The organism is Leisingera sp. NJS204 (assembly GCF_004123675.1).
Classification (GTDB): Bacteria; Pseudomonadota; Alphaproteobacteria; order Rhodobacterales; family Rhodobacteraceae; genus Leisingera.
This window is the reverse complement of the sequence record NZ_CP035417.1, coordinates 390,075-416,045: the sequence shown is the minus strand read 5'-3', so window position 1 is coordinate 416,045 and position 25,971 is coordinate 390,075. Positions and strand designations below refer to the sequence as shown.

General features: G+C 63.7%; 22 protein-coding genes. 14 read left to right on the top strand and 8 right to left on the bottom strand.

What is annotated here, in order from left to right; translation table 11 throughout:
• Window positions 1-35 precede the first annotated feature (35 nt).
• Window positions 36-677, bottom strand: a complete 642-nt coding sequence (locus ETW24_RS02095) for an arylesterase (RefSeq protein WP_129369547.1) — start codon at window positions 675-677, stop codon at window positions 36-38.
• 48 nt (window positions 678-725) lie between these two features.
• On the opposite strand from ETW24_RS02095, the gene ETW24_RS02090 reads away from it, so the two are divergent.
• Both ETW24_RS02090 and ETW24_RS02085 read left to right on the top strand, forming a co-directional pair.
• Entirely contained in the window at window positions 726-1,430 is a 705-nt protein-coding gene (locus tag ETW24_RS02090; protein WP_129369546.1) for an ABC transporter ATP-binding protein, read from the top strand.
• Window positions 1,427-3,952, top strand: coding sequence for an ABC transporter permease (locus tag ETW24_RS02085; protein ID WP_129369545.1), 2,526 nt, complete (start codon window positions 1,427-1,429; stop codon window positions 3,950-3,952). Before ETW24_RS02090 ends, ETW24_RS02085 begins: the two co-directional genes overlap by 4 nt.
• Window positions 3,953-3,969: 17 nt before the next feature.
• On the opposite strand, the gene ETW24_RS02080 is transcribed toward ETW24_RS02085, so the two are convergent.
• A complete protein-coding gene (locus tag ETW24_RS02080) occupies window positions 3,970-4,419 on the bottom strand; it encodes an RrF2 family transcriptional regulator (RefSeq protein WP_129369544.1) in 450 nt (149 codons plus the stop codon).
• Window positions 4,420-4,520: 101 nt separating this feature from the next.
• Here ETW24_RS02080 and ETW24_RS02075 point away from each other — a divergent pair, with 101 nt between their 5' ends.
• Both ETW24_RS02075 and ETW24_RS02070 read left to right on the top strand, forming a co-directional pair.
• Complete coding sequence (locus tag ETW24_RS02075) at window positions 4,521-5,093, top strand: gamma-glutamylcyclotransferase family protein (protein ID WP_129369543.1); 573 nt, start codon at window positions 4,521-4,523, stop codon at window positions 5,091-5,093.
• Window positions 5,090-6,283, top strand: a complete 1,194-nt coding sequence (locus tag ETW24_RS02070; protein ID WP_129369542.1) for a DUF2254 domain-containing protein — start codon at window positions 5,090-5,092, stop codon at window positions 6,281-6,283. Before ETW24_RS02075 ends, ETW24_RS02070 begins: the two co-directional genes overlap by 4 nt.
• 242 nt (window positions 6,284-6,525) lie before the next feature.
• Here the strand turns inward: ETW24_RS02070 and gltX are convergent, their stop codons facing one another.
• The gene (gene gltX / locus ETW24_RS02065) at window positions 6,526-7,851 is read right to left on the bottom strand and encodes a glutamate--tRNA ligase (protein WP_129369541.1); all 1,326 of its coding nucleotides are present in this window, start codon (window positions 7,849-7,851) and stop codon (window positions 6,526-6,528) included.
• A gap of 123 nt (window positions 7,852-7,974) precedes the next feature.
• Window positions 7,975-8,403 (bottom strand): DUF1801 domain-containing protein, encoded by a 429-nt coding sequence (locus ETW24_RS02060; protein WP_129369540.1) that lies wholly within the window; start codon window positions 8,401-8,403, stop codon window positions 7,975-7,977.
• Window positions 8,404-8,513: 110 nt separating this feature from the next.
• Between ETW24_RS02060 and ETW24_RS02055 the strand changes: the two genes are divergently transcribed.
• The gene (locus tag ETW24_RS02055) at window positions 8,514-9,446 is read left to right on the top strand and encodes an MBL fold metallo-hydrolase (RefSeq protein ID WP_129369539.1); all 933 of its coding nucleotides are present in this window, start codon (window positions 8,514-8,516) and stop codon (window positions 9,444-9,446) included.
• 10 nt (window positions 9,447-9,456) lie between these two features.
• Here ETW24_RS02055 and ETW24_RS02050 read toward each other — a convergent pair whose 3' ends face one another.
• Together ETW24_RS02050 and ETW24_RS02045 are read right to left on the bottom strand one after the other, a co-directional pair.
• On the bottom strand, window positions 9,457-10,788 hold the full coding sequence (locus ETW24_RS02050) for an NAD(P)/FAD-dependent oxidoreductase (RefSeq protein ID WP_129369538.1): 1,332 nt from the start codon (window positions 10,786-10,788) through the stop codon (window positions 9,457-9,459).
• A 179-nt stretch (window positions 10,789-10,967) separates the two neighbouring features.
• Complete coding sequence (locus ETW24_RS02045) at window positions 10,968-12,626, bottom strand: NAD+ synthase (RefSeq protein WP_129369537.1); 1,659 nt, start codon at window positions 12,624-12,626, stop codon at window positions 10,968-10,970.
• Between the two features lie 180 nt (window positions 12,627-12,806).
• Here ETW24_RS02045 and ETW24_RS02040 point away from each other — a divergent pair, with 180 nt between their 5' ends.
• The gene (locus ETW24_RS02040) at window positions 12,807-14,228 is read left to right on the top strand and encodes an MORN repeat-containing protein (RefSeq protein ID WP_129369536.1); all 1,422 of its coding nucleotides are present in this window, start codon (window positions 12,807-12,809) and stop codon (window positions 14,226-14,228) included.
• Window positions 14,229-14,286: 58 nt separating this feature from the next.
• On the opposite strand, the gene ETW24_RS02035 is transcribed toward ETW24_RS02040, so the two are convergent.
• Entirely contained in the window at window positions 14,287-14,952 is a 666-nt protein-coding gene (locus tag ETW24_RS02035; protein ID WP_129369535.1) for a pyridoxamine 5'-phosphate oxidase family protein, read from the bottom strand.
• 96 nt (window positions 14,953-15,048) lie between these two features.
• Here ETW24_RS02035 and pdxR point away from each other — a divergent pair, with 96 nt between their 5' ends.
• Window positions 15,049-16,422 (top strand): MocR-like pyridoxine biosynthesis transcription factor PdxR, encoded by a 1,374-nt coding sequence (gene pdxR, locus ETW24_RS02030; RefSeq protein ID WP_129369534.1) that lies wholly within the window; start codon window positions 15,049-15,051, stop codon window positions 16,420-16,422.
• Window positions 16,423-16,663: 241 nt separating this feature from the next.
• Complete coding sequence (locus ETW24_RS02025) at window positions 16,664-18,262, top strand: 2-isopropylmalate synthase (protein ID WP_129369533.1); 1,599 nt, start codon at window positions 16,664-16,666, stop codon at window positions 18,260-18,262.
• Window positions 18,263-18,361: 99 nt separating this feature from the next.
• On the opposite strand, the gene ETW24_RS02020 is transcribed toward ETW24_RS02025, so the two are convergent.
• The gene (locus tag ETW24_RS02020) at window positions 18,362-19,156 is read right to left on the bottom strand and encodes a 23S rRNA (adenine(2030)-N(6))-methyltransferase RlmJ (RefSeq protein ID WP_129369532.1); all 795 of its coding nucleotides are present in this window, start codon (window positions 19,154-19,156) and stop codon (window positions 18,362-18,364) included.
• A 120-nt stretch (window positions 19,157-19,276) separates the two neighbouring features.
• On the opposite strand from ETW24_RS02020, the gene ETW24_RS02015 reads away from it, so the two are divergent.
• From ETW24_RS02015 to rodA, 6 genes are all read left to right on the top strand, one after another.
• On the top strand, window positions 19,277-20,059 hold the full coding sequence (locus tag ETW24_RS02015) for a hypothetical protein (protein ID WP_129369531.1): 783 nt from the start codon (window positions 19,277-19,279) through the stop codon (window positions 20,057-20,059).
• Between the two features lie 220 nt (window positions 20,060-20,279).
• Window positions 20,280-21,326 (top strand): rod shape-determining protein, encoded by a 1,047-nt coding sequence (locus ETW24_RS02010; RefSeq protein ID WP_027257685.1) that lies wholly within the window; start codon window positions 20,280-20,282, stop codon window positions 21,324-21,326.
• Window positions 21,327-21,391: 65 nt separating this feature from the next.
• Window positions 21,392-22,333, top strand: a complete 942-nt coding sequence (gene mreC, locus ETW24_RS02005; RefSeq protein ID WP_129369530.1) for a rod shape-determining protein MreC — start codon at window positions 21,392-21,394, stop codon at window positions 22,331-22,333.
• Window positions 22,326-22,865 carry a rod shape-determining protein MreD gene (locus ETW24_RS02000; RefSeq protein ID WP_129369529.1) on the top strand — a complete coding sequence of 180 codons (540 nt, stop codon included), beginning with the start codon at window positions 22,326-22,328 and terminating at the stop codon, window positions 22,863-22,865. Before mreC ends, ETW24_RS02000 begins: the two co-directional genes overlap by 8 nt.
• Window positions 22,862-24,808, top strand: a complete 1,947-nt coding sequence (gene mrdA, locus ETW24_RS01995) for a penicillin-binding protein 2 (RefSeq protein WP_129369528.1) — start codon at window positions 22,862-22,864, stop codon at window positions 24,806-24,808. The genes ETW24_RS02000 and mrdA overlap by 4 nt, the downstream gene beginning before the upstream one ends.
• Window positions 24,805-25,956, top strand: a complete 1,152-nt coding sequence (gene rodA / locus ETW24_RS01990) for a rod shape-determining protein RodA (protein WP_129369527.1) — start codon at window positions 24,805-24,807, stop codon at window positions 25,954-25,956. Before mrdA ends, rodA begins: the two co-directional genes overlap by 4 nt.
• Window positions 25,957-25,971: the final 15 nt, after the last annotated feature.

Genomic DNA, 25,971 nt, shown 5'->3' with positions numbered 1-25,971 from the left:
GAGCTTTCAAACAGCCCTGCCCGCCGGGGCTGTTTTCATTGTTGAATCGCCGTGACCAGCTGCAGGGCTGCCGGTCCGATCGCAGCCACGTTCAGCGCAACGCCCCGGGCATTCGGGTGGATGCCGTCATCCTGCAAATAGGCCTGCGCCGCTGCCGGGTCGCCGCCCGCCTCTGCTGCAATGCCCGCAAAAGCATCCGGATGCAGCACCGCATCGAATTCGGCAGCCAAGTCCGGGTATATCGCGTCAAAAGCGGTCTTGTAGTCCGGCCCGTAATTGCCCGGTGCCTTCATGCCGATCAGCAGGGTTTCAATACCCAAGGTTTCGGCTTCCTGCAGGATGAGGGCCAGATTGGTCCGTGCCGCCGCCGGCGCCAGGCCGCGCAGCAGGTCGTTGCCGCCCAAAAGCACGATCAAACCGTCGGGATTGTCCGACAGCGTCCACTCCGCCCGCTCTGCCCCGCCGGCGGTGGTGTCGCCGGACACACCGGCATTCTGCAGCACCACTTCGGCGCCGTTTTCATTCAGCCAGTGCTCCAGCTGCGGCACCAGACCCTGGTCCTGCGGCAGCCCGTAACCCTGCACCAGACTGTCGCCCAATGCCGTGATCCGCAGCGGCTCAGCCCAGGCGGCGTTTGAAAAAAGCAGCAAACTCAACAGCGCCAGTATCTTGTGCATCGCCGCAAAAACTCCATATCCGATAGGTGGATCCAACAGGCAGGCCCGATGACCAACGATAACAGCCCCGTTCTGCATCTGTTAGATGCGTCTTTGACCCTGAATAGCAATACCGGCCCGGTAGAGATTTTGCACGGCATCTCGCTGGATGTGCGGCGGGGGGAGACGTTGGGGCTGGTGGGGCCGTCCGGGTCCGGCAAGTCCTCGCTCTTGATGCTGATGGGCGGGCTGGAGCAGGCAACCGGCGGCACAATCACAGCGCTTGGCCAGGATTTGACGGCAATGGACGAGGACGCGCTGGCACGGTTCCGCCGCAACAACATGGGGGTGGTGTTTCAAAGCTTTCACCTGATCCCGACCATGACGGCGCTGGAAAATGTCGCCACGCCGCTGGAGCTGGCGGGCGTCAAGGATGCTTTTGACCGCGCCCAGGCGGAACTGGAGGCAGTTGGCCTTGGTCATCGCGCCGGCCACTTCCCGGCGCAGATGTCGGGCGGTGAGCAGCAGCGCGTGGCCTTGGCCCGTGCACTGGCGCCGCGGCCTGCGATCCTGCTGGCTGATGAACCCACCGGCAATCTGGACGAGACCAACGGCGAGGCAGTGATGGATCTGCTGTTTGGTCTGCGCGACCGGTACGGCGCCACGCTGGTGATGGTGACCCACGCGCCGGAACTGGCGGCCCGCTGCGACCGGGTGGTCCGGCTGCGCGACGGGCGGGTGGATGACGCCGCCGCGCGCGAGGCCGCGGAATGAATGCTGCCGCCTTCCGCCTCGCCTGGCGCTTTGCCCTGCGCGAGCTGCGCGGCGGCCTGAAAGGGTTCCGCATTTTTCTGGCCTGTCTGGCGCTGGGGGTCGGGGTGATTGCTGCCATCGGCTCGATCCGGACGTCGATTGAAACCGGGCTGTCTCGCGAAGGCGCGACCATCCTGGGCGGCGACGCCGAGCTGAACTTCACCTACCGCTTTGCCAATGAGGACGAGCGCGGCTGGCTGGACCGGAATGCGGTCCGCTATTCCGAGATTGCCGAGTTCCGCTCGATGGCAACTGTAGGCGAGGAGCGCGGGCTGACCCAGGTGAAGGCGGTGGACGGGCTGTACCCGTTGAAGGGAACGATGCAGCTTTCGCCACCGATACCCTTGGAGACCGCTTTGGCAGGCGCAATGGGCCTGCCGGGCGGTGTTATGGACCGGGTACTGGCGGACCGGCTGGGATTGCAGCCGGGCGATACGTTCCGGCTGGGCACGCAGGATTTCAGGCTGATGGCGCTGATCGTGCTGGAGCCGGACGCCGCGGCCTCGGGCTTTGAACTGGGCCCGCGCACTATGGTGCGGACAGCGGATCTGGCGGGTTCCGGGCTGTTGGAGCCGGGCACACTGTTTGACACCAAATACCGCATGGAACTGCCGACAGGCCGTGACTTGAACGCACTGCAGGCAGAGGCAGAGGGCCTGTTTGAGACAACCGGCATGCGCTGGCGCGATGCAAGAAATGGCGCGCCGGGGATATCCTCATTTGTGGAACGTCTCGGCGGGTTTCTGGTGCTGGTGGGCCTGTCCGGCCTGGCGGTGGGCGGGGTTGGCGTGTCTGCTGCGGTGCGCGCCTATCTGGCAACCAAGACCGCCACCATCGCCACCCTGCGCACATTGGGGGCGGAGCGGCAGACGATTTTCCTGACCTATTTCCTGCAGATCGGCGCGCTGACGCTGATCGGGGTGGGGATCGGCCTGGTTTTGGGCGGCTTGGGGCCAATGCTGCTTGGGCCGCTGATTGCCGCGCAGCTGCCGTTCCCGGCAGTGTTTTCAATCTATCCGTCCGCACTGGCCGAGGCGGCGATTTATGGCGTCCTGACCGCCTTCATCTTTGCCCTGTGGCCGCTGGCGCGGGCGGAACGCATCCGCGCCGCCTCGCTGTTCCGGGACGCTTTTGCCAGCCAAACGCGGCTGCCTGCGCCCCGTTATCTGCTGGCGACCGCGCTGGCATTGGGGGCGCTGGTGGGGATGGCTGCCTGGTTCAGCGGCTCGGTTCAGCTGACCTTGTGGACAGCGGGCGGGCTGATGGGGGCGCTTATGGTACTGCTGGTTGCGGCGCTGGGGATTGGTTTTCTCGCCCGCCGCGGTTCCGGCGCGTCGAGGGGGCGGCCTGCCCTTCGCTGGGCGCTGTCGTCCATTGGCAGCGCACGGGACGGTGCGGTGCCTGCGGTGCTGGCACTGGGTCTTGGCCTGACGGTGCTGGCCGCCATCGGCCAGATCGACGGCAACATGCGCCGCGCTATTGCGGGCAACCTGCCGGATGTGGCGCCCAGTTACTTCTTTGTCGACATCCAGCGCAGCCAGATGCCCGGGTTTCTGGAGCGGGTCGAGAATGACCCGGCTGTGACCCGGGTAGAGAACGCACCGATGCTGCGCGGGGTTCTGACCCGCATCAACGGCCAGCCCGCCACAGAGGTTGCAGGCGACCACTGGGTGGTACGCGGCGACCGCGGCATCACCTATGCCGCAGCCCGGCCTGACAGCACCGAGGTTACCGCCGGTGAATGGTGGCCTGCGGATTACGCCGGGGCGCCGCAGATCAGCTTTGCTGCCGAGGAGGCGGAGGAACTGGGGCTGTCCTTGGGCGACACGCTGACGCTGAACATCCTGGGCCGCGACATCACGGGCACCATCACCAGCTTCCGCAATGTGGATTTCTCCACCGCGGGCATGGGGTTTGTGATGGTCCTGAACGAGTCCGCCCTGGCCGGTGCGCCGCATAGTTTCATCGCCACCGTCTATGCCGAAGAGCAGGCCGAGGCCGCAATCCTGCGCGATCTGGCCCGCGAAATGCCGAATATCACCGCGATCCGGATGCGTGATGCGATCGACCGGGTGGCGGACATTCTACGCCAGCTGGCCGCCGCCACCGCCTATGGCGCCGCAGCAACGCTGCTGACCGGGTTTCTGGTACTGCTGGGCACCGCCGCGGCTGGAGAACCTGCGCGCCGGTATGAGGCGGCACTGCTGAAAACCCTGGGGGCGCCGCGCAAACAGATCCTGCTGAGCTTTGCCCTGCGGTCCGCCCTGCTGGGCGCCGCCGCCGGGCTGGTGGCGCTGGCGGCGGGCATTGCCGGAGCCTGGGCGATCAATGCCTATGTGTTCGAGACCAGCTATGCGGTGATCTGGACGAATGCGCTGATGGTGATCTCAGGCGGGGTGCTGACAACACTGCTGGCCGGGCTGGCCTTTGCCCTGCGCCCGCTGGCGGCAAAGCCCGCCCGCATCCTGCGCGCAAGGGAATAGACGGCGCTGCGGCGGTCTTAGCGGGCGCCGCAGGAGACCGGCTGCAAAATGCGCAACAGGTCGTGGTTGTCGCACACCAATGCCTCCAGCGTGATGTCATCAAGCGAGGTGTAAAACGCCTGTGCCGCATCAGCCAGTGCCAGCTTGAGACGGCAGGCATCGGTCAACGGGCAGGTGTTGTCCGCGTCGGCAAAGCACTCTACCATCGGCAGGCCGCCTTCGACATCGCGGAACACATCGCCGATCCGGATATCCAATGCGGGCTTGCCCAGGTTCATACCGCCATTGCGCCCCCGCTGGGTCGCCAGATAGCCAAGCTGGCTCAGCTGGTTGATCACCTGCGCAAGGTGGTTTTCCGAGATATTGCAGCATTCGGCGATCTCGGCCTTGGTCACCAGACGGTCTTTGTGCGCGGCGCAATACATCAGCAGCCGCACGGCAATGTTGGTCCTTTTGGTAATCCGCATGGGTCGCTCCCGCAGCTATGGTGCATCGCTTATTGCACATGGCGGCAAAAAGCGGTTTGACATACATCAATAACCGGAAACACGAACGATAGGCAGAGCGGATGACAGCCCCATATTTCTTTGGCTACGGCAGCCTTGTGAACACGGCAACGCATGCCTATGGCGGTGCGGCACCGGCACGGCTGCGCGGCTGGCGGCGGGCCTGGGTTCATACCGCCCTGCGCGAGGTCGCCTTCCTGTCGGCGGTGCCCTGCGCGGACAGCGAAATTGACGGGCTGATTGCCGAGGTGCCCGGAGCAGACTGGGCCGCACTGGATGAGCGCGAGTTCGCCTATGATCGGCTGCCTGCATCAGGTGCAGTGCAGCACGGGCTGGGCGGGGCGCCGGAAATTTCAGTCTATGCCGTTGCCGCGGAAAACAAAAATGGCATCACCGCGCGGCACCCTATTCTGCTCAGCTATCTGGATGTGGTGCTGCAGGGCTATTTGCAGGTCTTTGGCGAGGCCGGGCTGCACGGCTTTGTTGCAACCACCGATGGCTGGGACGCCCCGGTTCTGAACGACCGCGCCGTGCCGCGCTATCCGCGACACCAGCCGGTTTCAGCGGCCGAGCGCAAATTGTTTGATGAACTGATCGACAGTACGGGTGCCCGCCGGATAGTCTCAGGGTCATGATAGAAAAGGCGCTGCTGCACCTCGGCCGGATTGCACGGCAACTCTGGTTCAGAGTTGTTCTGATTTCCCTTTTTTCCTTGCTGGCTTTGCTGCTGGCGCCGCTGGCGAAACCGCTGCTGCCGGACAGTCTGAGCGAGGATTTCGGACGCGAGGCAGTGCTGCCGGTGCTGACGATCCTGGCGTCGGGCATGCTGGCGGTCACCACCTTTTCGCTCAACGTCATGGTCAGCGCCTACCGCACCGCCGCCTCGATGGCGACGCCGCGGGTCTACCGGCTGCTGCTGGAAGACACCGTCACCCACCGGGTTCTGGCAACCTTTGTGGGCGGCTTCATCTATTCGCTGAGCGCGGTGATCCTGTTCCGGGCCCGCTATTACACGCCGGAAGGCGCGCTGGTGGTCTTTGGCTTGACCATCATCGTGGTGATCCTGATCGTCGGCGCCATCCTGCGCTGGATTGATCACCTGTCGAGCCTTGGGAGCATGGACCACACCCTGCGGCTGATCGAAATCCGCACCCGCGCCAGCCTGCGCGCGCGGATGGAAAAACCCTGTCTGGGCGGGCTGTGCGCACGTGAAGAGGCTAAACCCGGCAACGCCGTTGATATCCCAGCCGCCAAGAGCGGTTTTGTCCGCTTTGCCGGGCTGACCCGGTTGAACGATCTGGCTGAGGAAGCCGGCACGCAGATCACCCTGGCGCGCGCTCCCGGCGAATACATTCTGCGCGGCCAGCCGGTGGCCTGGGCCACCGCCGGGGACAACGACTTCTGCAAGGCGGCTTCAGCTGCGATCGACATCGGGGATGTACGCAGCTTTGATCAGGACCCGTCTTTCGGCCTGACATTGCTGGCAGAGACCGCGCAAAAGGCGCTGTCGCCCGGCGTTAATGACCCCGGCACCGCGGTTGAAGTCATGGGCCGGCTGGAACGGTTGCTGTGGGAGAACACGCCCGCGGATGAGACCAGCGACGCCCGCAAGGCTGCCTACCCCAATGTCTGCATCCCGCCGGTCACCGCACAGCATCTGCTGGCCTGCGCCTTTCCCCCGATTGCCCGCTGCGGCAGTGATGCCCCATCAGTCATGCGCTGGATGGGAAAATCCCTGGACGCGCTTGGCGAGCATCCGAACCCGGATATGGCCAAAGCCGCCAGGGAAATGTGCCGGGAACTGAAGGATGGCAGCTGGGGCTGAGCGGCCTGTGACTGGCAAAAGGGTGTGCTCCCGTCTGTTCCGGCGCATGAAATATGCGCTTTGCACAGTTGGGCATGGCACCGCTCCCCATGGGGAGCGGTTCAGCGCCGCGCCTCCGCGCGGCGCCGGGCCCAACCGGCGGCACGGCATCTTTGATGCCGGTCCGGTGGGCGGGAGCCCCCGATAGCAAATAGGCGGCACCCTGAAGCGCCGCCTATTAAATAAATTCCAGCGAACCTCAATCAGCCGCGGGCGCGGACCGTTTCCATCAACGCCAGAAGCGCCGACATGTCCGGGCCGCGCTCCATACCGGTGACCGCCTTGCGCAGCGGCATGAACAGACCTTTGCCCTTGCGGCCGGTCGCCTCTTTCACTGCGGTGGTCCAGTTCTTCCAGCTGTCCGCGTCATACGGGCCTTCCGGCAGCAGCGCCATCGCTTCGGCGATGAACGCCTTGTCCTCGTCGGCTACCAGCGGTTCGGCACCGTCGCGGCACAGCTCCCACCAGCCCGCCAGATCCTTCAGCGTGGTGATGTTTTCCTTGGCCACATCCCAGAAGGCTGCCTGTTTCGCGGCAGGCACGCCCAATGCGTCCACATGGCTTTGCACCGCCTCCAGCGGCAGCGACTGCAGGTAGCGGGCGGTCAGCGGATAGAGATCCTCGACATCGAATTTGGTGGGGGCTGCCCCAAAGCGGTTGATGTCGAAGCCATCGATCAGCCCGGCCAATTCCGAACGCAGCTCCACCGGGTCGGAAGAACCAAGGCGGGCCATCAAGGACAGCAGCGCCATCGGCTGCACCCCGGCTTCACGCAGGTCGCGCAGCGCCAGCGTGCCCAAACGTTTGGACAGCGCCTCGCCCTGCGGGCCGGTCAGCAGCGAGTGGTGGGCAAAGGACGGTACGGTACCGCCCAACGCTTCGATGATCTGGATCTGAGTGGCAGTGTTGGTCACATGGTCCGAACCGCGCACCACATTGGTCACGCCCATTTCGGTGTCATCGACAACCGAGGCCAGCGTGTAGAGGAACTGGCCGTCACCGCGGATCAGCACCGGGTCCGAGACCGAAGCCGCGTCGATGGAGATATCGCCCAGAATGCCGTCAGGCCATTCGATGCGCTGATGATCCAGCTTGAAGCGCCAGACGCCATCGCCGCGCTCGGCGCGCAAAGCGGCTTTTTCGTCCTCTGACAGAGCCAGCGCAGCGCGGTCATAGACCGGCGGCTTGCCCATGTTCAGCTGTTTCTTGCGCTTCAGGTCCAGCTCGACCGGAGTCTCGAACGCCTCATAGAAACGGCCGATCCCGCGCAGCTTGTCCGCGGCTGCGACGTAGCGGTCGAGACGCTCGGACTGGCGCTCCACCTTGTCCCAGGTCAGGCCCAGCCATTCCAGGTCCTGCTTGATGGCATCGACGTATTCTTCCTTGGACCGCTCCGGGTCGGTGTCGTCGATGCGCAGGATGAAAGTGCCGCCGGCCTTGCGGGCGATCAGGTAGTTCATCAGCGCGGTGCGCAGGTTGCCGACGTGGATATAGCCGGTCGGCGACGGGGCAAAACGGGTGGTGGTCATCACGGTTCTCCTGTTGCCGATGCCTTGTCACATGGGCGGCGGATTGTCCAGTTTCAGCAGGGTTAACGCGCCTCGCGGCGCGTGCCTCCGGCGGGGATATTTGGGGCAAGAGGAAAGCGCGGGTCAGCTTGGCTGCACCGGCCAGATTGCGTTGAGGTCTTTCAGGCCGGTGCGGATCAGTTCAGCCAGGACTTCCAGATCGATATCGGCCAGCTTGTTCACATAAAGGCAGCTTCTGCCCAGCTTGTGTTTACCCAGGCGCGCCAGGATAGCGCCGTAGTCCTGATAGCCCGGCATGATGTAGATCGAGTGGCGCGCCTTGCGTGGCGAGAAGCCGGTGGCGAGGAAGTCTCCCTCGCGTCCCGTGGCATAGCGGTAGTGGTAGCGTCCGTATCCGATAATGGAGGGACCCCACATCTGCGGCATAAAACCGGTGGTTTGGCGGAACAGGGCATCCAGCTCTTGTGCTTCTGCCGCCTTGCGCTCTGGTTCAACCGTGGCAAGGAAATCTGCAACGCTTGCTCCGGTCAGGACGGTCTTGTTCTGGCTCATGGCGGGGGCCCTCCTGCCTGCATCCTAACCCGTATCACGGGATTGTTTACAGCCCTCTGCCGCCGCGGCGCTAGGATGCGGGCAGTCCAATGCAACTTGGAGGTTCCCTGATGACTGTTTCCTTGTCCCGCCGTGCAGCCCTGGCCGGTGCTGCCGCCCTGCCCCTTGCCGCTGCTGCAACACCGCTTCTGGCCGGCGCCCACGGCGGCCGCGCCGAAGCGCCCATCGCCCATACGTTCAAGCTGGGCGAGATGCCGGTCACCACGCTGCTGGATGCCTCATCCTTGCGTGACGGGCCAAAACCGCTGTTTGGTGCCGCGGCCAGCGATGCGGAGTTTGCCGAGGTTTCGGCTGAGAATTTTGTCTCAGCCGAAACACTGCAATTCTACTTCACGCCTACGCTGGTGGATACCGGGGCAGAGCTGGTGCTGTTTGATACAGGCCTAGGTGCGGGCGGCATCGCCAAAGCGCTGGCCGCAGCCGGCGTCACCCCGGACCAGATCAATGTGGTTGTGATCACCCATATGCATCCGGACCACATCGGCGGGCTGATGACAGACGGTGCGCCCACCTTTGCCAATGCCCGCTATATCATGGGATCTGCCGAGTATAACTTCTGGTCCAAGATGGAGGCGGGCAACCGTGTTGGTGATCTGGTAGCCAGCAATGTGACGCCGCTGGCAGAGAAGACCACGTTCATTGACGATGGCGCCGGTATCGCACCGGGGATTACTGCAATGGCAAGTTTTGGCCACACGCCGGGACATATGGGTTTCATGCTGGAAAGCGGCGGCCGGCAGCTGTTGCTGACGGCGGATCTGGCCAACCATTATGTTTACAGCTTTGCCCGGCCGGATTGGGCGTTCAGTTTTGACGCCGATGCCGAGGCTGCCAGCGCGTCGCGCCGCCGGGTGCTGGGGATGCTGGCCGCCGACAAGGTGCCGATGATCGGCTACCACATGCCCTTCCCCGCCGCCGGTTTTGTCGAAACGCGCGGCGAGGGTTTCCGCTATGTGCCGGTCAGTTATCAACTGATGGGCTGAGCGGCCCGGTTCAATAGCCGGTTTGCGGCCCGTTTCTGCTGCCGTCTGTAAACCGGGACAGGCGGAAATCATGCGGATCCACCACAGGGGTGTCGCCGGTCACCAGATCGGCGGCCAGCCTGCCTGCCGCCGGTCCAATGCCAAAACCATGGCCGGAGAAACCAGTGGCAATGAACAGCCCCGGCAGCCCATCGGCCTGCGAGATCACTGGAATCGCATCCGGAGTGACATCAATCAGCCCGCCCCAGCTTTGCACCACATCGGCGCCTTGCAGCACTGGGAATGCCTTTTGCGCCGTTGCCCAGCCGCTTTTCAGCGCCTTTTGCGACGGAGCAGGGTCCAGCACCCGGCACAGTTCAAACGGGGTGGTCTGGTTCGGCTGCCAGCGGCGGGCCTGCGCCGCCTCTTCGCGCCAGCGGTCTGACAGGCGGAACTGCAGCGCCCGCCATTCCTGCCGGTAGCTGGGCAGGAATTTCCAGCCCAGCCGGAAACTGTCGGGCACGATATCGACGATGTTCTCATGGGCATCGGCCACGGTGTAACCGCCGTCTGCGCGCTTGCGCAGGCCAAGGTTGGCGGCACGGATGGCTGTTTCCGGCCCGCCCTGCACCGGCGAGGTGCGCAGAACCGAGTTCAGAACCTTGAGCTGCGGCAGGTTGATACCGGCATTGCCCAGGAACAGCCGCGACCAGGCACCGCCAGCCACCACCACGGTGGAACAGGCAACGCGTCCGCGTTCGGTCATCACGCCGTTGATACGGCCTGCGGCGGTTTCAACGCTGCGTACCGCGCATTCGGTCATAATCCTGGCGCCGGCGGCCTGCGCTGCGGTGGCGATGGCATGGGTGGCCAATTGCGGTTCTGCACGCCCGTCCATCGGCGTCAGCAGCCCGCTGCGGGTCTTGGTCTGGTGGCCCGGCATCAGCTGCTCGATCTGATCGCTGCGGATCATGCGGGCGTCCTGCCCCCAGTTGTCAAGATTGCGCAGCCAGCGCACCAGCTGTGCCTCTCGCTTGCCGGTCTCCGCGGTGTAAAGGATACCGGAGCGGGTAAATCCTGTGTCTTTGCCGGTGCGCTTTGCAAGCCCTTCCCAGAGCCTGAGCGCCTCGGCCATCAGCGGAATTTCGCGGGGATCGCGGCAGGACATCCGCACCCACCCCCAGTTGCGCGAGCTTTGCTCTGCTGCAATCTGGCCTTTTTCGCACAACAGCACGGAATGTCCGCGTTCAGCCAGCTCCAAAGCCGTCGTTGCGCCAATGATGCCGCCGCCGATCACAACGGCGTCGACGGCCTTGGGCAAGGCCAGATCGGATTGAAAATGAGGCAGCTTTGGTCCGGGCATGCAGGCATCTATGCCCGCTGCGGAATCGCCGGTCCAGCATGCAGGCGCGCGCCTTGTGCTGGTTTCCGGCATTGTGATTTTTCCGCCGCATATCAGAGCGTTGCCGGCGCCGGGCAAGGGTTTAGCGACGGCCTGGATACCGTAAAAAAATCTACGCCCTCAAGGGGTTAGTGCTTGGATCAGGACGGGTCGCGCCAGCGGTTCACGATCGGATAGCGCCGGTCCAGCCAGAACGCGCTTGGGGTCAGGCGGGCGCCGGGCGCGGACTGGAAGCGTTTGTATTCGCTGATATAAACCAGATGCTCGACCCGTTTGGCGACATCCCGGTCGAAACCGGCGGCAACACAATCTGCGATTGAACCATCCTGATCGACCAGGATATCCAGGATCGCGTCCAGCTCCGGGTAGTCCGGCAGGCTGTCGCTGTCCTTCTGGTCCTCGCGCAGCTCGGCACTGGGCGGCTTGTCGATCACATTGGGGCGGATCACCTCACCCTCCGGGCCCTTCATCCAGGGGCGGTGATTGGCGTTGCGCCAGCGGCAGGTCTCAAACACCCGGGTTTTGTACATGTCCTTGATCGGATTATAGCCGCCGTTCATGTCGCCGTAGATGGTGGCATAGCCCACCGCGACTTCGGATTTATTGCCGGTGGTCAGCAGCATCTCGCCAAACTTGTTGGACATCGCCATCAGCAGCAGCCCGCGCAGGCGGGATTGGATGTTTTCTTCGGTCAGGTCCGGCTCCATGCCTGCGAACAGCGGCGCCAGCGTGCTGGTGATCGCTTCGCGGCCTTCGGAGATCGGCACATAATCGTAATGAACGCCCAGCGCCTTTGCGACGGCTTCGGCATCCTCCAGCGATTCCCGGCTGGTGTATTCCGAAGGCAGCATCACGCAGCGGACATTCTCGGCACCCAGCGCGTCCACCGCAATCGCCGCGACAATCGCCGAATCGACACCGCCGGACAGCCCCAGCAGCACCTTCTTGAAGCCGGTCTTGCCCATGTAGTCGCGCAAGGATTCGACCATCACCCGGTAATCCTGTTCCCACGCGTCCGGCAGATGTGCCTTCTCGCCCTCCACCGCGCGCCAGCCGTCTTCGGTGCGCTCCAGGTCGAGATGGGCATAAGCCTCGTCAAACACCGGCATCTGCAGCGCCAGGGCGCCGCCCGGGTTCAGCACAAATGAGCCGCCATCAAACACCTGATCGTCCTGGCCGCCGACCATGTTGAGGTAGATCACCGGCAAATGGGTTTCGACCGCGCGCGCCACCATGTGGTTGAAACGCACCTCCATCTTGTTGCGGAAATAGGGCGAGCCGTTGGGGATCAGCAGAAATTCGGCACCGGTTTCGGCAAGGGTTTCCGCGACATCCTCGTGCCAGCCATCCTCGCAGATAGGTGAGCCGATACGAGTGTTGCCGACCGCATAGGGACCGCCCAAGGGGCCGGCATCAAAAATCCGCACCTCGTCGAACACAGTTTCATTGGGCAGGTGGTGCTTGAGGCTGCGCGATGCGATCTTGCCGCCCTTGAGGATCAGGTAGGCATTATAGAGCCGCCCGCCCTCGATCCAGGGGCCGCCGATTGCCAGCGCGGGACCATCGGCACAGTCTGCTGCCAGCCTTTCAACTTCGGCGATGGCCGCCGTATGAAAGGCCGGTTTCATCACCAGATCCTGGGTGTTGTAGCCGGTGATGAACATTTCCGGCAGCGCCACCAGATCGGCGCCGGCGGTGCGGCCCTCCTCCCAGGCGGCTTTGGCCTTGGCGGCATTGCCCGCCAGATCGCCCACGGTTGGGTTCAGCTGCGCCAGTGTCACGCGGAAACGGTCTGCCATGCTGCTTGGGCCCTTTGCAAAACTCACTCAGAGCCATTTACCAGATTGACCGCCAAGTAAAAGAGCAAGGCGCGGAGGCCGGGTAAAAGACATTGCGGCCCCGCCTGCGGTAGCTTAGTTTCCGGGCGAGCAACCCACTATGGCAGCAGCACCGTAATTCCTGGGCAGGCAGAGGTTTCAATGACCCGTTTCGGCACCGCATTCGCGCTTACCACACTTCTGGCACTGGCCGCACCGGCGCTGGCCCAGGAGAGTGACGTCATAACCACCCAGGACGAAATCGGCGGTGTCTACCAAGGCACCTTCAGGGGCGGGCTGCAGCATGGCACCGGCACTTACAAGCTGCCAAGCGGTTATGAATACACCGGCGAATGGGTCGATGGTGAAGTGCGCGGCCAAGGCGTGGCACGCTTTCCGGACGGCTCGGTCTATGAGGGCGGGTTTGCGCAAGGCAAGCCGCACGGGCTGGGCAAACTGACCCGCGCCGACGGCAGCACCTATGAGGGCGGCTGGCAGGATGGGCAAATCCACGGCGACGGCACCTCGGTCTATGCCAGCGGCGTGCGGTATCACGGCAGCTTTGCCGATGGTAAGCGGCACGGCAAGGGCGCAATGTCCTCCCCCGACGGCTATTCCTATGATGGCGATTGGGTTGCGGGCCGCCAGCAAGGCCAGGCCAAGATCACCTACGGCGAGGGCACTGTTTATGCGGGCGCTGTGGCTGACGGCCAGTTGCAGGGCCAAGGCAAGCTGGAGACCTCGGACGGGCTGGTCTACGAGGGCGAATGGGCCGCAAGCCAAATGCATGGCACCGGCCGCCTGATGCAGCCCAACGGCGATATCTACGAAGGCGAGCTGCAAAACGGCCGCCGTCATGGCACCGGCAAGCAGACCTATGCCAACGGCGATGTCTACGCCGGCGACTTCCTGGACGATCAGCGCCACGGCATGGGCACCTTCACCGAAAAAGACGGCTACACCTATACCGGCGAATGGGTGAAGGGACAGATCGAAGGCAAAGGCAAAGCGGTCTATCCGGACGGGTCGGTTTACGAGGGTGACTTCCGGGACGACCTGGCTGAGGGTCAGGGCAAGATCACCTATCCCGACGGCTCTACCTACCAAGGCGCTTGGATGGCCGGCGTGATCGAAGGCAAAGGCACCGCGACCTATCCCAACGGCATCACCTATACCGGGGATTTCCAGAATGCCAAGAACCACGGCCAGGGTGTCATGACCTATGCCGACGGTTACCGCTATGAGGGCGGCTGGCAGAACGGGCAGCGCCATGGCGACGCCAAGGTGACCTATGCCGACGGCTCGGTCTATACTGGTGCGTTTGCGGACAGCCAGCGGCACGGTCAGGGCAAGATCGAAATGCCCGACGGCTTCGTCTACGAGGGCAGCTGGCAAGAGGGTAAGATCTTTGGCGACGGTGTCGCGACCTATGCCAATGGCGACGTCTATGAGGGCAGCTTTGTCAACGGCAAGCGGCAGGGGCCGGGCACGATGAAATACGCAAGCGGCCAGCAGGCGGACGGCACCTGGGAAAACGGCGCGCTGGTGAGCCGCGAGGCAGGGGACGCCGCGCAGACCGAGTAAGCCAGGCGGGATTTCCGGACCGGAATTCAGGCGCGCCGGAGTGGCGCGCCTTTTCGTTTCAGCCGATGCGGATGCGGCTCAGGTGGTCGGGCATCGCCACGCCTTCCAGATTGGCAGGGTCCGGCTGCGGCGGCTTCAGCTCCAGTGCCATCGGCACCACCCCGGCCCAGATCGGCAGCGCGTAATCCTCCTCGTCGTCCTTGGGCGGGCCGGACCGGACCTTGGCGGCGCCTTCCTCGATCGGCATTCGCAGCAGGGCTGTTGCTTTCAGCTCCTGGCTGGTCATCGGGCGCAAAGCCTCCCTGCGGCCGGGGAAGATGTGGTCCACCATCGTCTTGAGGCTAGCAGCCTTGGCGTCTTCATCCGTCACTTTCTCGGCCACCCCAAACAGCATGGCAGAGCGGAAATTGACCGAGTGGTGAAAGGCCGAGCGCGCCAGCACATAACCATCCATGCAGGTGACGGTCAGGCAGACCTCGGCCCCTTCCATCGCGCGGATGGCGCGGCTGGCTGCAGAGCCGTGCCAATAGACGTGATCGCCCTCGCGCCACTGCAGCGTCGGCAGAACCGATGTGCTGCCATTGATCTGATAGCCTATATGGCCAAGCGGCATGGCATCCAGCACCTGATACACGGCTTCGCGGTCGTATACCCCGCGTTCATGCGCGCGGCGCAGACGGCTGCGTTCGGATTTCAAGGCGGTTTCCACTTCGGACTGGCTCATCGGCTGATCTCTTGTTGCTAATTGTCTTTTCACGACAGCTATGCGCAAATTGGCCTATGATTAAGCTCCAGTTCTTTGCAAAATGAGCAGTCCACTATGATTGATCTGTCCGGTATGCTCTCCGGTGAAAATGCTGAACCGCTGTATCAGCAGATCGTCACCGCACTGCGCGGGCGGATCAGTGAAGGCAGCCTGGCTATCGGCGCCCGGCTGCCGTCATCGCGGGCGCTGGCGCAGGATCTGGGGGTGGCACGGTCCACTGTGGTGACGGCCTATGACCAATTGGTGGCCGAGGGGTTCGCCGAACCCCGGCGCGGCGCGGGGATCTTTGTCTGCGATGTCGCCCCGATCCGCCCGCCGGCGGCCCCGTCCCGGCCTCTGCCGACGGTCACAGCGCCAGCCCCGGGGATGCTGCTGCCCGGCGCGCCGGATCCGGCGGTGTTTCCGGCGCGGTCCTGGGCGCGCTGTGTTTCACGTGTGGCAAGGATGGATCCGCTTAGCCTCAGTCACCAGGAAGATGCTTTTGGCGATCCTGAGCTGCGCCGCGAGATTGCTGCATATGCCGCCCGCTGGCGCGGGATCGACTGCAGTGCCGAACAGGTTCTGGTCACCAGCGGCGCCCGCGAAGCGCTGGAGCTGACGATGGATTTCCTGGTTGGCGGCGAAGACATCGCGCTGGAGGCCCCCGGCTTCACCCCGACGCAACGGTTTGCCCTGTCGCGCGGCTGGGAGGTGCGCTGGCTGCGGGCCGGGGAGCGCGGCGCGGAAGTGCCGCCGCAGATGGCCAAGGTCACGCTGCTGACCCCGTCGCATCAGTTTCCCCTCGGCGGCACCCTGCCCGTTCCGCAGCGGCAGGCCTTTCTGCAAGCGGCCAAGGACCGGGACGGCTGGATTATCGAGGATGATTTCGACAGTGAGTTCCGCTATGCCGGGCAGCCGGTTCCCGCCATGGCCGCGCTCGACCGCGAGGGGCGCTGCATCTATGCGGGCACCTTTTCCAAGACATTCTCCCACGCTTTGCGGCTGGGATATGCGATCCTGCCGCCCGCGCTGGTGCCGCAGTTCCGCGCCCGGTTCATCCATCCCAGTGCAGGCGCCGCGATCACCGCACAGCGGCCCCTGGCCGAGTTCATGGCCTCGGGGCATTACGACCGCCACATCCGCCGCGCCCGGAGGCTCTATTCCGAACGGTATGCTGCCGCAGCAGAGGCGCTGGCCGCATGGCCTGAGGATTTGGGTTCCTTCCGGCGCCACAATGCCGGGATGCAGATCGCCTTTCACTTGGCAGACGGACACAGTGACACGCGGATCTGCCGCAATACTGCCAAAGCGGGCTACGCCGTCCGGCCTTTGTCGCCGCATGATCCGGCCAAGCAATCCCAGGGGCTGCTGATCGGATTTTGCCAAAGCCAGCCCGATGCACTGCCCGGCCAAATTGGAGCGCTGCGCCGGATCGTGGCACAAAGCTGAAATTCTCTGCCTATGGGCTTTTCATTTACCATTGCCTCTGTATAAATCCCTGCATGACCATTTGCGCAGATATCCCCCTTGCCGCCACCGCGTCCCGCGGTGCCGCTCTGCGCGCCCTACTGATCCTAGCCCGCCTCTGAGCGTGCCCTTCCGGCGCGCCCGCTCAGAGGATTGCCGCACGCGCGCCACGATAGGCTTATGATGCCCCAAAGGGCTTAGGACAGAGACAAGAGATACCGACATGACCAATAATTCCCCGACTGCCGGCGCAAATTCCGGCGACAAATCCCGTGTTGTCATTTTCGACACAACCCTGCGCGACGGCGAACAAAGCCCCGGCGCCACCATGACCCATGACGAGAAGCTGGAGATTGCCGGACTTCTGGACGACATGGGCGTGGACATCATCGAGGCCGGCTTCCCGATTGCGTCTGAGGGCGATTTCCGCGCGGTGTCCGAGATTGCGGAACGCTCAAAGAATTCGGTGATCTGCGGCCTGGCGCGCGCCAGTTTCAAGGATATCGACCGCTGCGCCGAGGCCGTGCGCAAGGCCGCGCAGCCGCGCATCCATACCTTTATCGGCACCTCGGCCCTGCACCGCGCCATCCCGAACCTCACAATGGATGAGATGGCCGACAAGATCCATGAGACAGTCACTCACGCCCGCAATCTGGTGGACAATGTGCAGTGGTCGCCGATGGATGCGACCCGGACCGAGTGGGACTACCTGTGCCGGGTGATCGAGATCGCGATCAAGGCCGGCGCCACCACCATCAACATCCCCGACACTGTGGGCTATACCGCGCCGATGGAGTCGGCCGACCTGATCAAACGCCTGATCGAAACCGTGCCCGGTGCTGACGAGGTGATCTTTGCCACCCATTGCCACAACGATCTGGGCATGGCGACCGCCAATGCACTGGCCGCGGTTGCGGGTGGTGCGCGCCAGATCGAATGCACCATCAACGGCCTGGGCGAACGTGCCGGCAACACCGCGCTGGAAGAGGTGGTGATGGCGCTGAAGACGCGCAATGACATCATGCCCTGGCACACCGGCATCGACACCACCAAGATCATGCATATCTCGCGCCGTGTCTCGACCGTCTCTGGTTTTGTGGTACAGCCGAACAAGGCAATTGTCGGCAAGAACGCCTTTGCGCACGAGTCGGGCATCCACCAGGACGGCATGCTGAAGAACCGCGAAAACTTTGAGATTATGCGGCCCGAGGATGTGGGTCTCTCCGGCACTTCGTTGCCGCTTGGCAAACATTCCGGCCGCGCCGCGCTGCGTGATAAGCTGGAGCATCTTGGCTATGAAGTTGGCGACAACCAGCTGAAGGATGTCTTTGTCCGTTTCAAGGAACTGGCCGACCGCAAGAAAGAGGTGTTTGACGACGACCTCATCGCGCTGATGCGCACCGGGGTAGACGCCGAGAACGACTACCTCAAGATCGTTTCCATGAAAGTGGTCTGCGGCACCGGCGGCCCGGCAGAATCTACAGTCGAGATGGAGATCGACGGCAAGGACGTCACCGAGACGGCTGAGGGCGACGGCCCGGTTGATGCGACCTTTAAGGCGATCCGCATGATCCACCCGAACTCTGCCCGGCTGCAGCTTTATCAGGTGCATGCGGTGACCGAAGGCACCGATGCGCAGGCAACAGTGTCGGTGCGGCTGGAAGAAGACGGCATCATCGCCACCGGCGAAAGCGCCAATACCGATACGGTGGTGGCGTCTGCCAAGGCCTATGTGAACGCGCTGAACCGCCTGATCGTGCGCCGTGGCCGGGTTGGCGAAGGCGCTGACACCCGCGAGATTTCCTATAAAGACCTCGCCTAAGCCACTGCTGGCCGGACAGAACAAACAAAGGGCGCCCGCTGCGGCGCCCTTTCTTGTTCTATGCGAAACCTCTGGCCGGACAGATCGGGTGGTGCGCGGTTACTTGCGGGAAATCCCCTCAAACAGCGCCGACAGCCGGGCAGCTTCTTCTGCGATGCCAAAAGGAGCGTTGACCACAAACATGCCGCTGCCAATCATCCGGTGCCCGTCACGGACCGGCGGAAAGGAAACCTCATGGCGAAGGGCACCAGGCAGGTCTTGCGCCTCCAGCGCTGTCAGCATCTGCCGGTGCGCACCGTCCTTTAGGATCGGATACCACAAGGCGATGATCCCTACATTCCACTTCTTGTGCAGCTGTCCTATGATGCCGGGAATGCGGGCATAGTCGGTTTTGATCTCGTAGCTGGGGTCGATCAGCATGAGGCCGCGGCGGGGTGCTGGCGGCGCCAGTGACATGGCCAGCTCAAACCCGTCTTGCTGATGCACCTTGGCTTTCCAGGGTCTCAGCGCGGCGCGCAGGGCGGCATGTTCCTGCGGGTGCAGTTCGGCAAAATGCATTGCGTCGCCCGGGCGCAGCAAAGCGGCTGCAACCAGCGGCGACCCTGGATAGGCAGCCCCGCCATGCCGATTGCGGGTTTCCGTCAGGGCGTGGTGCAGCGGGTGATCCGCTGCCAGGCCCTGGTCCGCCAGAATGCGGGTGATGCCCTGCTCCGCCTCGCCGGTCTTGACCGCCTCAGCCGCGTCCAGCCGATAGAGACCCCGGCCTGCATGAGTCTCAATATAACTGAGCGGTTTGTCCTTGCGGGTGAGATAGGCCAGCATCCAGGCAAGCAGCGCATGCTTTTGGACATCGGCCAGATTCCCGGCGTGGTATATGTGCTGATAAGAGAGCATAGGCCCCCTCTAGCGGCAATTGCCGCAGGGCGGAAGGGGCAGCGGACGCAGGATAAACGGAATCTCAACCCCGATGGGGCAGACTGCAGCCAGTCGAGATACCGCAGAATGCAGGTCCCTATGCCCCTCAGAACGAGCGCCGTTGCCCTCTTCCTTACATTTCTGGCTATGCTGCTGTGCGCCGCAGGGGCCGTCAGCGCACAGGGGTATTCGCTGGTTGGCAACCAGTTCTTCCTGCACAAGGCTTCTGCCCCCCAGCCCGGCCCAGCGCCAGGCCCGGCGCCTCAGGCGCTGGCCAGCATTTTACCCGATACGCTGCCTGGTGCAGATCCCGGGCGCGGCGCGGTCTCGCTTGATCCCGGAGCCGCTAGCCTGTTCCGCGGCCGCAGCGGCGGCAGCCTGTTCGCCCCGCTTCTCAGCGCGCCGCCAAGCGTAAGCCGCCTGCTGACGCTGATCGCCAGCGCCGAGGCGGGCAAGGCAAATTATGATGCCGTGCAGCACGGCGCCAAACGCAAGCCGCCAAAGAAACCCACGCAGATGACCGTTGCCGAGATCAACGCCTGGATCAAAGCAACGCCGGGACAGCCCCATGCCATCGGGCGCTACCAGCTGATCCCCGCAACCTTCCGGCGGCTGGTCAAGCATCAGGGTGTGAAACCGCAGGCCCGCTTTTCGCCCGAACTGCAGGATCAGCTGGCGCATCAGCTGATCGAAGAAGCCGGCTACAGCGCTTTTCTGCAAGCTGAAATGCCGCGCAAGACCTTCATGCTGAACCTGGCCAAGATCTGGGCCGGGCTGCCGACCTCCAGCGGCAAATCCTATTATGAGGGTTATGCCGGCAACAGCGCCAGCCTGACCTGGTCGCATTTTGACACTGAAATGAAGCGGATTTTCTCCAGTTGACCTGATCCCGCTGCTGCCCGCCCAGGCGGGCTTCTGCGCCCATCCTGGCCTGACCGCTTGGACGGGGCCTGTAATGACGCCGTGGACTTGGCGGAAAGGCGCTGTTTCACCATAATACGCCCTTTCGCGGCACTGCACTGCCGCTTATAAGGTTGGTGCTGGCGGCCCCACCGGGAGTCGCCTAAGGTAAAAATGACAGCACTCACAGGATCCCTTCTATATGGCGCTTTTCGGAAACTTGGGCGGTCTGTTCTCTTCGGACATGGCCATCGACCTCGGCACTGCGAACACGCTGGTTTACGTCAAGGGCCGCGGTGTCATCCTTTCCGAACCGTCGGTGGTGGCCTATCACGTCAAGGATGGCGTCAAGAAGGTGCTGGCCGTGGGCGAAGACGCCAAGCTGATGCTGGGCCGCACCCCCGGCTCGATCGAGGCGATCCGCCCGATGCGCGAAGGCGTGATTGCCGATTTCGACACTGCCGAAGAAATGATCAAGCATTTCATCCGCAAGGTGCATAAACGCTCGACCTTCTCCAAGCCCAAGATCATCGTCTGCGTGCCGCATGGCGCCACTCCGGTTGAAAAGCGTGCGATCCGTCAGTCGGTTTTGTCCGCTGGTGCGCGCCGCGCCGGGCTGATTGCCGAGCCGATTGCCGCAGCCATCGGTGCAGGCATGCCGATCACCGACCCGACCGGCAACATGGTTGTCGACATCGGCGGCGGCACCACCGAGGTGGCGGTTCTGTCCTTGGGCGATATTGTCTATGCCCGTTCTGTCCGGGTTGGCGGCGACCGTATGGATGAAGCTATCATCAGCTACCTGCGCCGCCAGCAGAACCTGCTGGTGGGTGAAGCCACCGCTGAACGCATCAAGACCTCCATCGGTACCGCCCGGATGCCCGACGACGGCCGCGGCCAGTCGATGCAGATCCGCGGCCGCGACCTGCTGAATGGCGTGCCGAAGGAAATCGAGATTTCCCAGGCCCAGGTGGCCGAGGCGCTTGCCGAACCGGTGCAGCAGATTTGCGAGGCGGTGATGACCGCGCTGGAAACCACCCCGCCGGATCTGGCCGCCGACATTGTCGACCGCGGCGTGATGCTGACCGGCGGCGGCGCGCTTTTGGGTGATCTGGATCTGGCCCTGCGCGAACAGACCGGCCTGGCCGTATCCATCGCCGACGAAAGCCTCAACTGCGTGGCGCTGGGGACCGGCAAGGCGCTGGAATATGAAAAGCAGCTGGCCCACGCCATCGACTACGACAGCTAAACGCCCCTGACCGCCTGAATGGCGCCAGCTGACAACGGGCTGGAGGGGCGGCTGGAAGGAGAGACGTGGCAAAGGACAAGTCACAGCGCGACGATTATGCAACCCCGCTGCGGCGTCTGCTGACAGCGGTTTTGTGCCTGTGCCTGGCTGCTGTGTTCATCGTCTGGCGGATCGACAGCCCGCGCGTGGAACGGTTTCGCGCCCAGGTGGCTGACCGCGTGGTGCCCAGCATGGATTGGGCCATGGTGCCGGTCACCGCCGCCGTTAACCTGGTGCGCGATTTCCAAAGCTATCAGCGCCTGGCCGAGCAGAACCGCGAGCTGCGCAGCGAACTGCGGCAGATGCGGGCCTGGAAAGAGGCCGCACTGCAGCTGGAGCAGGAAAACGCCCGGCTGCTGGACTTCAACAACGTGCGGCTGGACCCGCAGCTTACCTATATCACCGGGGTGGTGATGGCCGACAGCGGTTCACCCTTCCGGCAATCGGTGCTGCTGAATGTGGGCAGCCGCGACGGGGTGCATGACGGCTGGGCGGCGATGGACGGGATCGGGCTGGTGGGCCGGATTTCCGGCACCGGGCACGACACCGCGCGGGTGATCCTGCTGACCGACGCCGCCAGCGCAGTGCCCGCCACCATTCAGCCCTCCGGACAGACAACTCTTGTCACCGGTGACAACAGCGCCGCGCCAGTGCTGAGCTTTCTGGAAAATCCCGACCTTGTGCGGCCCGGCGACCGGGTGATCTCCTCCGGTGACGGATCGGTGTTTCCAGCGGGCCTGCTGATCGGCCAGGTGGCCAAGGACCGCTCGGGCCGGATGCGGGTGCGGCTGTCCGCCGATTACAGCCGGCTGGAATTTCTGCGGGTGCTGCGCCACCACGGCACCGAGGTGATCCAGGATCCCGGCGGGCTGGTCGGAGCAGCCCCGGGTGATCCGGTTCCGCAGCCGCGGCCCGAAGGGCTGGGCGGCGGCAGCGCCGAAGGCACTGCTGAGGCCGGCAATGGCTAATACCTCGCCCGCCCGGATCTGGGCTATGCGTGCAGCCTTTCCCGCACTGGCGCTGCTGATCATGTTTTTTCATCTGCTGCCGTTGAACACCGAGCCGAGGTTCTGGGCGCCGCCGGATTTCCTGCTGCTGCTGGCAATCACCTGGTCGCAGCGGCGGCCCGATTTTGTGCCTGCGCTGTCGATTGCGCTGGTCATGCTGCTGGCCGATCTGCTGTTTCATCGCCCGCCTGGATTGCTGGCGTTGCTGACGGTGCTGGCCTGCGAGTTTCTAAAGGCGCGTGCGGCCCCGCACCGGGAAAGCACCTTCGTCAGCGAATGGCTGGCAGCCGGCGTGACCCTGATCGGGATGGCCGTTTTGAACCGGCTGGTTCTTGTGGTGTTTGGCGTGGCGCAAGCGCCGCTTAGCCTGACCGTGATCCAGATTGTGATGACCATCGCTGCCTATCCGCTGGCGGTTTGGGTCAGCCAGGCTATTCTGGGTGTGCGCAAATTGTCCCCTTCCGAAGCCGAAACCCTGATGAGCCGCCGATGAAACGCAATTCCAAGGATCTGGACGTCTCTCATGGCAAGATGACCCGGCGGGCACTGCTGCTGGGCGGGCTGCAGGTGGCCTTTGCCGGCGGGCTGGCAGCAAGGATGCGCTTTCTGCAGGTGGATCAAGCGGATGAATTCCGCCTGCTGGCCGAGGAAAACCGGATCAACATCCGCCTGCTGCCGCCTGCCCGCGGCCAGATCTTCGACCGTAACGGGCTGATCATCGCGCAGAACTCCCCCTCCTACCGGATTACCGTGGTGCCCGAGGACGCCGGCGATGTGGAGGCGGTGATTGATAAACTGTCGAGCCTGCTGCCGCTTGATCCCGAAGACCTGGAGCGCGCCCGCACCGAGATGCGGCGGTCGCCGCCATTCCTGCCGATCACCCTGGCCGACCGGATCGGCTGGGAGGATATCTCCAAAGTCGCTGTCAACGCCCCCGCCCTGCCGGGTGTAACGCCCGAGGTCGGCCTGACCCGGATTTATCCGCAGCTTGGTGATTTCGCGCATGTAGTGGGCTATGTCGGCCCGGTGTCCGACTATGACCTGAGCAAGATGGAAGACCCCGAGCCGGTGCTGCTGATCCCGCGCTTCCAGATCGGCAAGGTTGGATTTGAGGCCAAGCGCGAAGACGTGCTGCGCGGCAAGGCCGGTGCCAAACGGGTGGAAGTGAACGCCACCGGCCGGGTAATGCGCGAGTTGGACCGGCGCGAGGGTATTTCCGGTGCAGACATGCAGCTGACCACTGACGCTGAGCTGCAAAACTACGTGCAGGCCCGGCTGGGCCGGGAAAGCGCCGCAGCGGTGGTGATTGACTGCGAAGACGGCGATATCCGCGCGATCTGCTCTTCCCCCAGTTTCGACCCCAATCTGTTTGTGCGGGGCATCTCAGTCGCTGACTACCGGATGCTGACCGAGGACAACTATAGGCCTCTGTCCAACAAAACCGTGCAGGGCACCTACCCGCCCGGCTCCACCTTCAAGATGATCACGGCGCTGGCAGCGCTGGAACAGGGTGTAATCGGGCCGGAGGAAACTGTTTGGTGCCCGGGCCATCTGAAAGTTGCCGGCCGCCGCTTCCATTGCTGGAAACGGGCAGGCCACGGGCATGTGGACCTCAACACCTCGCTGAAACGGTCCTGCGATGTCTATTACTACGACGTGGCGATCAAGACCGGGATCGACAATATCTCAGCCATGGCCAACAAATTCGGGCTGGGCATCAGGCACGATTTGCCGATGTCGGCTGTGGCCCAGGGGATTACGCCGACCAAGGAATGGAAAGCGCGTTCCTATGGCAAGGACTGGCTGATCGGCGACACCGCAAACTCCTCGATCGGCCAGGGCTTCACCCTCGCTTCGCCGTTGCAGCTGGCGGTGATGACCGCACGGATCGCCACCGGGCGCAGTGTAACGCCGCGGCTGCTGAAATCGCTCGACGGGGTGGAACTGCCCAGCGGCGCGGGCGACCCTTTGGATGTCAGCGAAAACAGCCTGCGCATGGTGCGGCGCGGCATGTATTCGGTCAGCAACGACCGCCGGGGCACCGGCTACCGCTCCCGCATCATCGCTGACAACATACGGATGGCCGGCAAAAGCGGCACCAGCCAGGTGCGCAACATCACCGCCGCTGAACGGGCCGCAGGGGTGATCCGCAACGAGGATCTGCCCTGGGACCGGCGCGACCATGCGCTGTACGTCTGTTTTGCTCCCTATGATAACCCGAAATACGCGGTGGCTGTGGTGGTTGAACATGGCGGCGGCGGCTCCAGAGCTGCGGCACCGATTGCCCGCGACGTGCTGCTGCAGGCGCTTTACGATGGCACCCCGCCGCTGGAGGCCTACCCCAAAGGGGACCGCAGCCGCATCAAGGCACAGCAGGAGCGGCTGGAGCGCGAGCGCGTCAAGCGCCCCTTGGGCAGCAGGAGCAGCAAGGCATGAGCTATCTGGAGTATCACGCCAAATCGACGCCCTCCGGCCTGCGCAAGATACTGTATTTGAACTGGGGGCTGACACTGCTGCTGATCACGGTGTCCAGCGTCGGCTTTCTGATGCTGTACTCAGTAGCGGGCGGATCCTTCAGCCCCTGGGTGGAACCGCAGGTCAAACGCTTTGCCCTGGGCCTGGGCGTCATGTTTGTGGTGGCGATGATCCCGATCTGGTTCTGGCGCAATGTGTCGGTGCTGGCCTATCTGGGATCCCTGGCGCTGCTGGTCGCGGTGGAGCTGTTCGGCACCGTGGGCATGGGCGCACAGCGCTGGATCGACATCGGCTTCATGCGGCTGCAACCCTCAGAGGTGACCAAGATCGCCTTGGTAATGCTGCTGGCAGCCTATTACGACTGGCTGCCGCCCGAAAAGACCTCGCGGCCCATGTGGGTGCTGCTGCCGGTGGCGCTGATCCTGGTGCCAACGGCGCTGGTGCTGAAACAGCCGGATCTTGGCACCTCGATCCTGCTGATGGCGGCCGGCGGCGGGGTGATGTTCCTTGCCGGGGTGCATTGGGCCTATTTCGTGGCGGTGATCGCAGCCGGCGCGGGGCTGGTCAGCGCGGTATTTCAAAGCCGCGGCACCGACTGGCAGTTGTTGAAGGACTACCAGTTCCGCCGCATCGACACTTTTATGGACCCCTCGCAGGATCCCTTAGGCGCGGGCTACCACATCACCCAGTCGCAGATTGCGCTGGGATCCGGCGGCTGGTCCGGACGGGGCTTCATGCAGGGCACGCAATCGCGGCTGAACTTCCTGCCGGAGAAACACACCGACTTCATCTTTACCACCCTGGCGGAGGAGTTCGGCTTCATCGGCGGCGTTACCCTGCTGTTCATTTACATGCTGATCATCCTGTTCTGCATTGCCTCGGCGATTGCCGCCAAGGACCGGTTTTCTTCGCTGGTGATCCTGGGCATTGCCATCACCTTTTTCCTGTTCTTTGCCGTCAACATGTCGATGGTGATGGGTCTGGCACCAGTGGTCGGCGTGCCGCTGCCGATGGTCTCATACGGCGGTTCGGCAATGCTTGTGCTGCTCGGGGCCTTCGGCATTGTGCAAAGCGCCCATATCCACCGCCCGCGCCAATCCTCGCGCTGAAGATCAGGGAGTTTC

Coding starts and splice junctions, on each gene's coding strand:
- ETW24_RS02095 (WP_129369547.1), bottom strand. CDS start 677: ATGCACAAGATACTGGCGCTGTTGAGTTTGCTGCTTTTTTCAAACGCC.
- ETW24_RS02090 (WP_129369546.1), top strand. CDS start 726: ATGACCAACGATAACAGCCCCGTTCTGCATCTGTTAGATGCGTCTTTG.
- ETW24_RS02085 (WP_129369545.1), top strand. CDS start 1,427: ATGAATGCTGCCGCCTTCCGCCTCGCCTGGCGCTTTGCCCTGCGCGAG.
- ETW24_RS02080 (WP_129369544.1), bottom strand. CDS start 4,419: ATGCGGATTACCAAAAGGACCAACATTGCCGTGCGGCTGCTGATGTAT.
- ETW24_RS02075 (WP_129369543.1), top strand. CDS start 4,521: ATGACAGCCCCATATTTCTTTGGCTACGGCAGCCTTGTGAACACGGCA.
- ETW24_RS02070 (WP_129369542.1), top strand. CDS start 5,090: ATGATAGAAAAGGCGCTGCTGCACCTCGGCCGGATTGCACGGCAACTC.
- gltX (WP_129369541.1), bottom strand. CDS start 7,851: ATGACCACCACCCGTTTTGCCCCGTCGCCGACCGGCTATATCCACGTC.
- ETW24_RS02060 (WP_129369540.1), bottom strand. CDS start 8,403: ATGAGCCAGAACAAGACCGTCCTGACCGGAGCAAGCGTTGCAGATTTC.
- ETW24_RS02055 (WP_129369539.1), top strand. CDS start 8,514: ATGACTGTTTCCTTGTCCCGCCGTGCAGCCCTGGCCGGTGCTGCCGCC.
- ETW24_RS02050 (WP_129369538.1), bottom strand. CDS start 10,788: ATGCCCGGACCAAAGCTGCCTCATTTTCAATCCGATCTGGCCTTGCCC.
- ETW24_RS02045 (WP_129369537.1), bottom strand. CDS start 12,626: ATGGCAGACCGTTTCCGCGTGACACTGGCGCAGCTGAACCCAACCGTG.
- ETW24_RS02040 (WP_129369536.1), top strand. CDS start 12,807: ATGACCCGTTTCGGCACCGCATTCGCGCTTACCACACTTCTGGCACTG.
- ETW24_RS02035 (WP_129369535.1), bottom strand. CDS start 14,952: ATGAGCCAGTCCGAAGTGGAAACCGCCTTGAAATCCGAACGCAGCCGT.
- pdxR (WP_129369534.1), top strand. CDS start 15,049: ATGATTGATCTGTCCGGTATGCTCTCCGGTGAAAATGCTGAACCGCTG.
- ETW24_RS02025 (WP_129369533.1), top strand. CDS start 16,664: ATGACCAATAATTCCCCGACTGCCGGCGCAAATTCCGGCGACAAATCC.
- ETW24_RS02020 (WP_129369532.1), bottom strand. CDS start 19,156: ATGCTCTCTTATCAGCACATATACCACGCCGGGAATCTGGCCGATGTC.
- ETW24_RS02015 (WP_129369531.1), top strand. CDS start 19,277: ATGCCCCTCAGAACGAGCGCCGTTGCCCTCTTCCTTACATTTCTGGCT.
- ETW24_RS02010 (WP_027257685.1), top strand. CDS start 20,280: ATGGCGCTTTTCGGAAACTTGGGCGGTCTGTTCTCTTCGGACATGGCC.
- ETW24_RS02000 (WP_129369529.1), top strand. CDS start 22,326: ATGGCTAATACCTCGCCCGCCCGGATCTGGGCTATGCGTGCAGCCTTT.
- mrdA (WP_129369528.1), top strand. CDS start 22,862: ATGAAACGCAATTCCAAGGATCTGGACGTCTCTCATGGCAAGATGACC.
- rodA (WP_129369527.1), top strand. CDS start 24,805: ATGAGCTATCTGGAGTATCACGCCAAATCGACGCCCTCCGGCCTGCGC.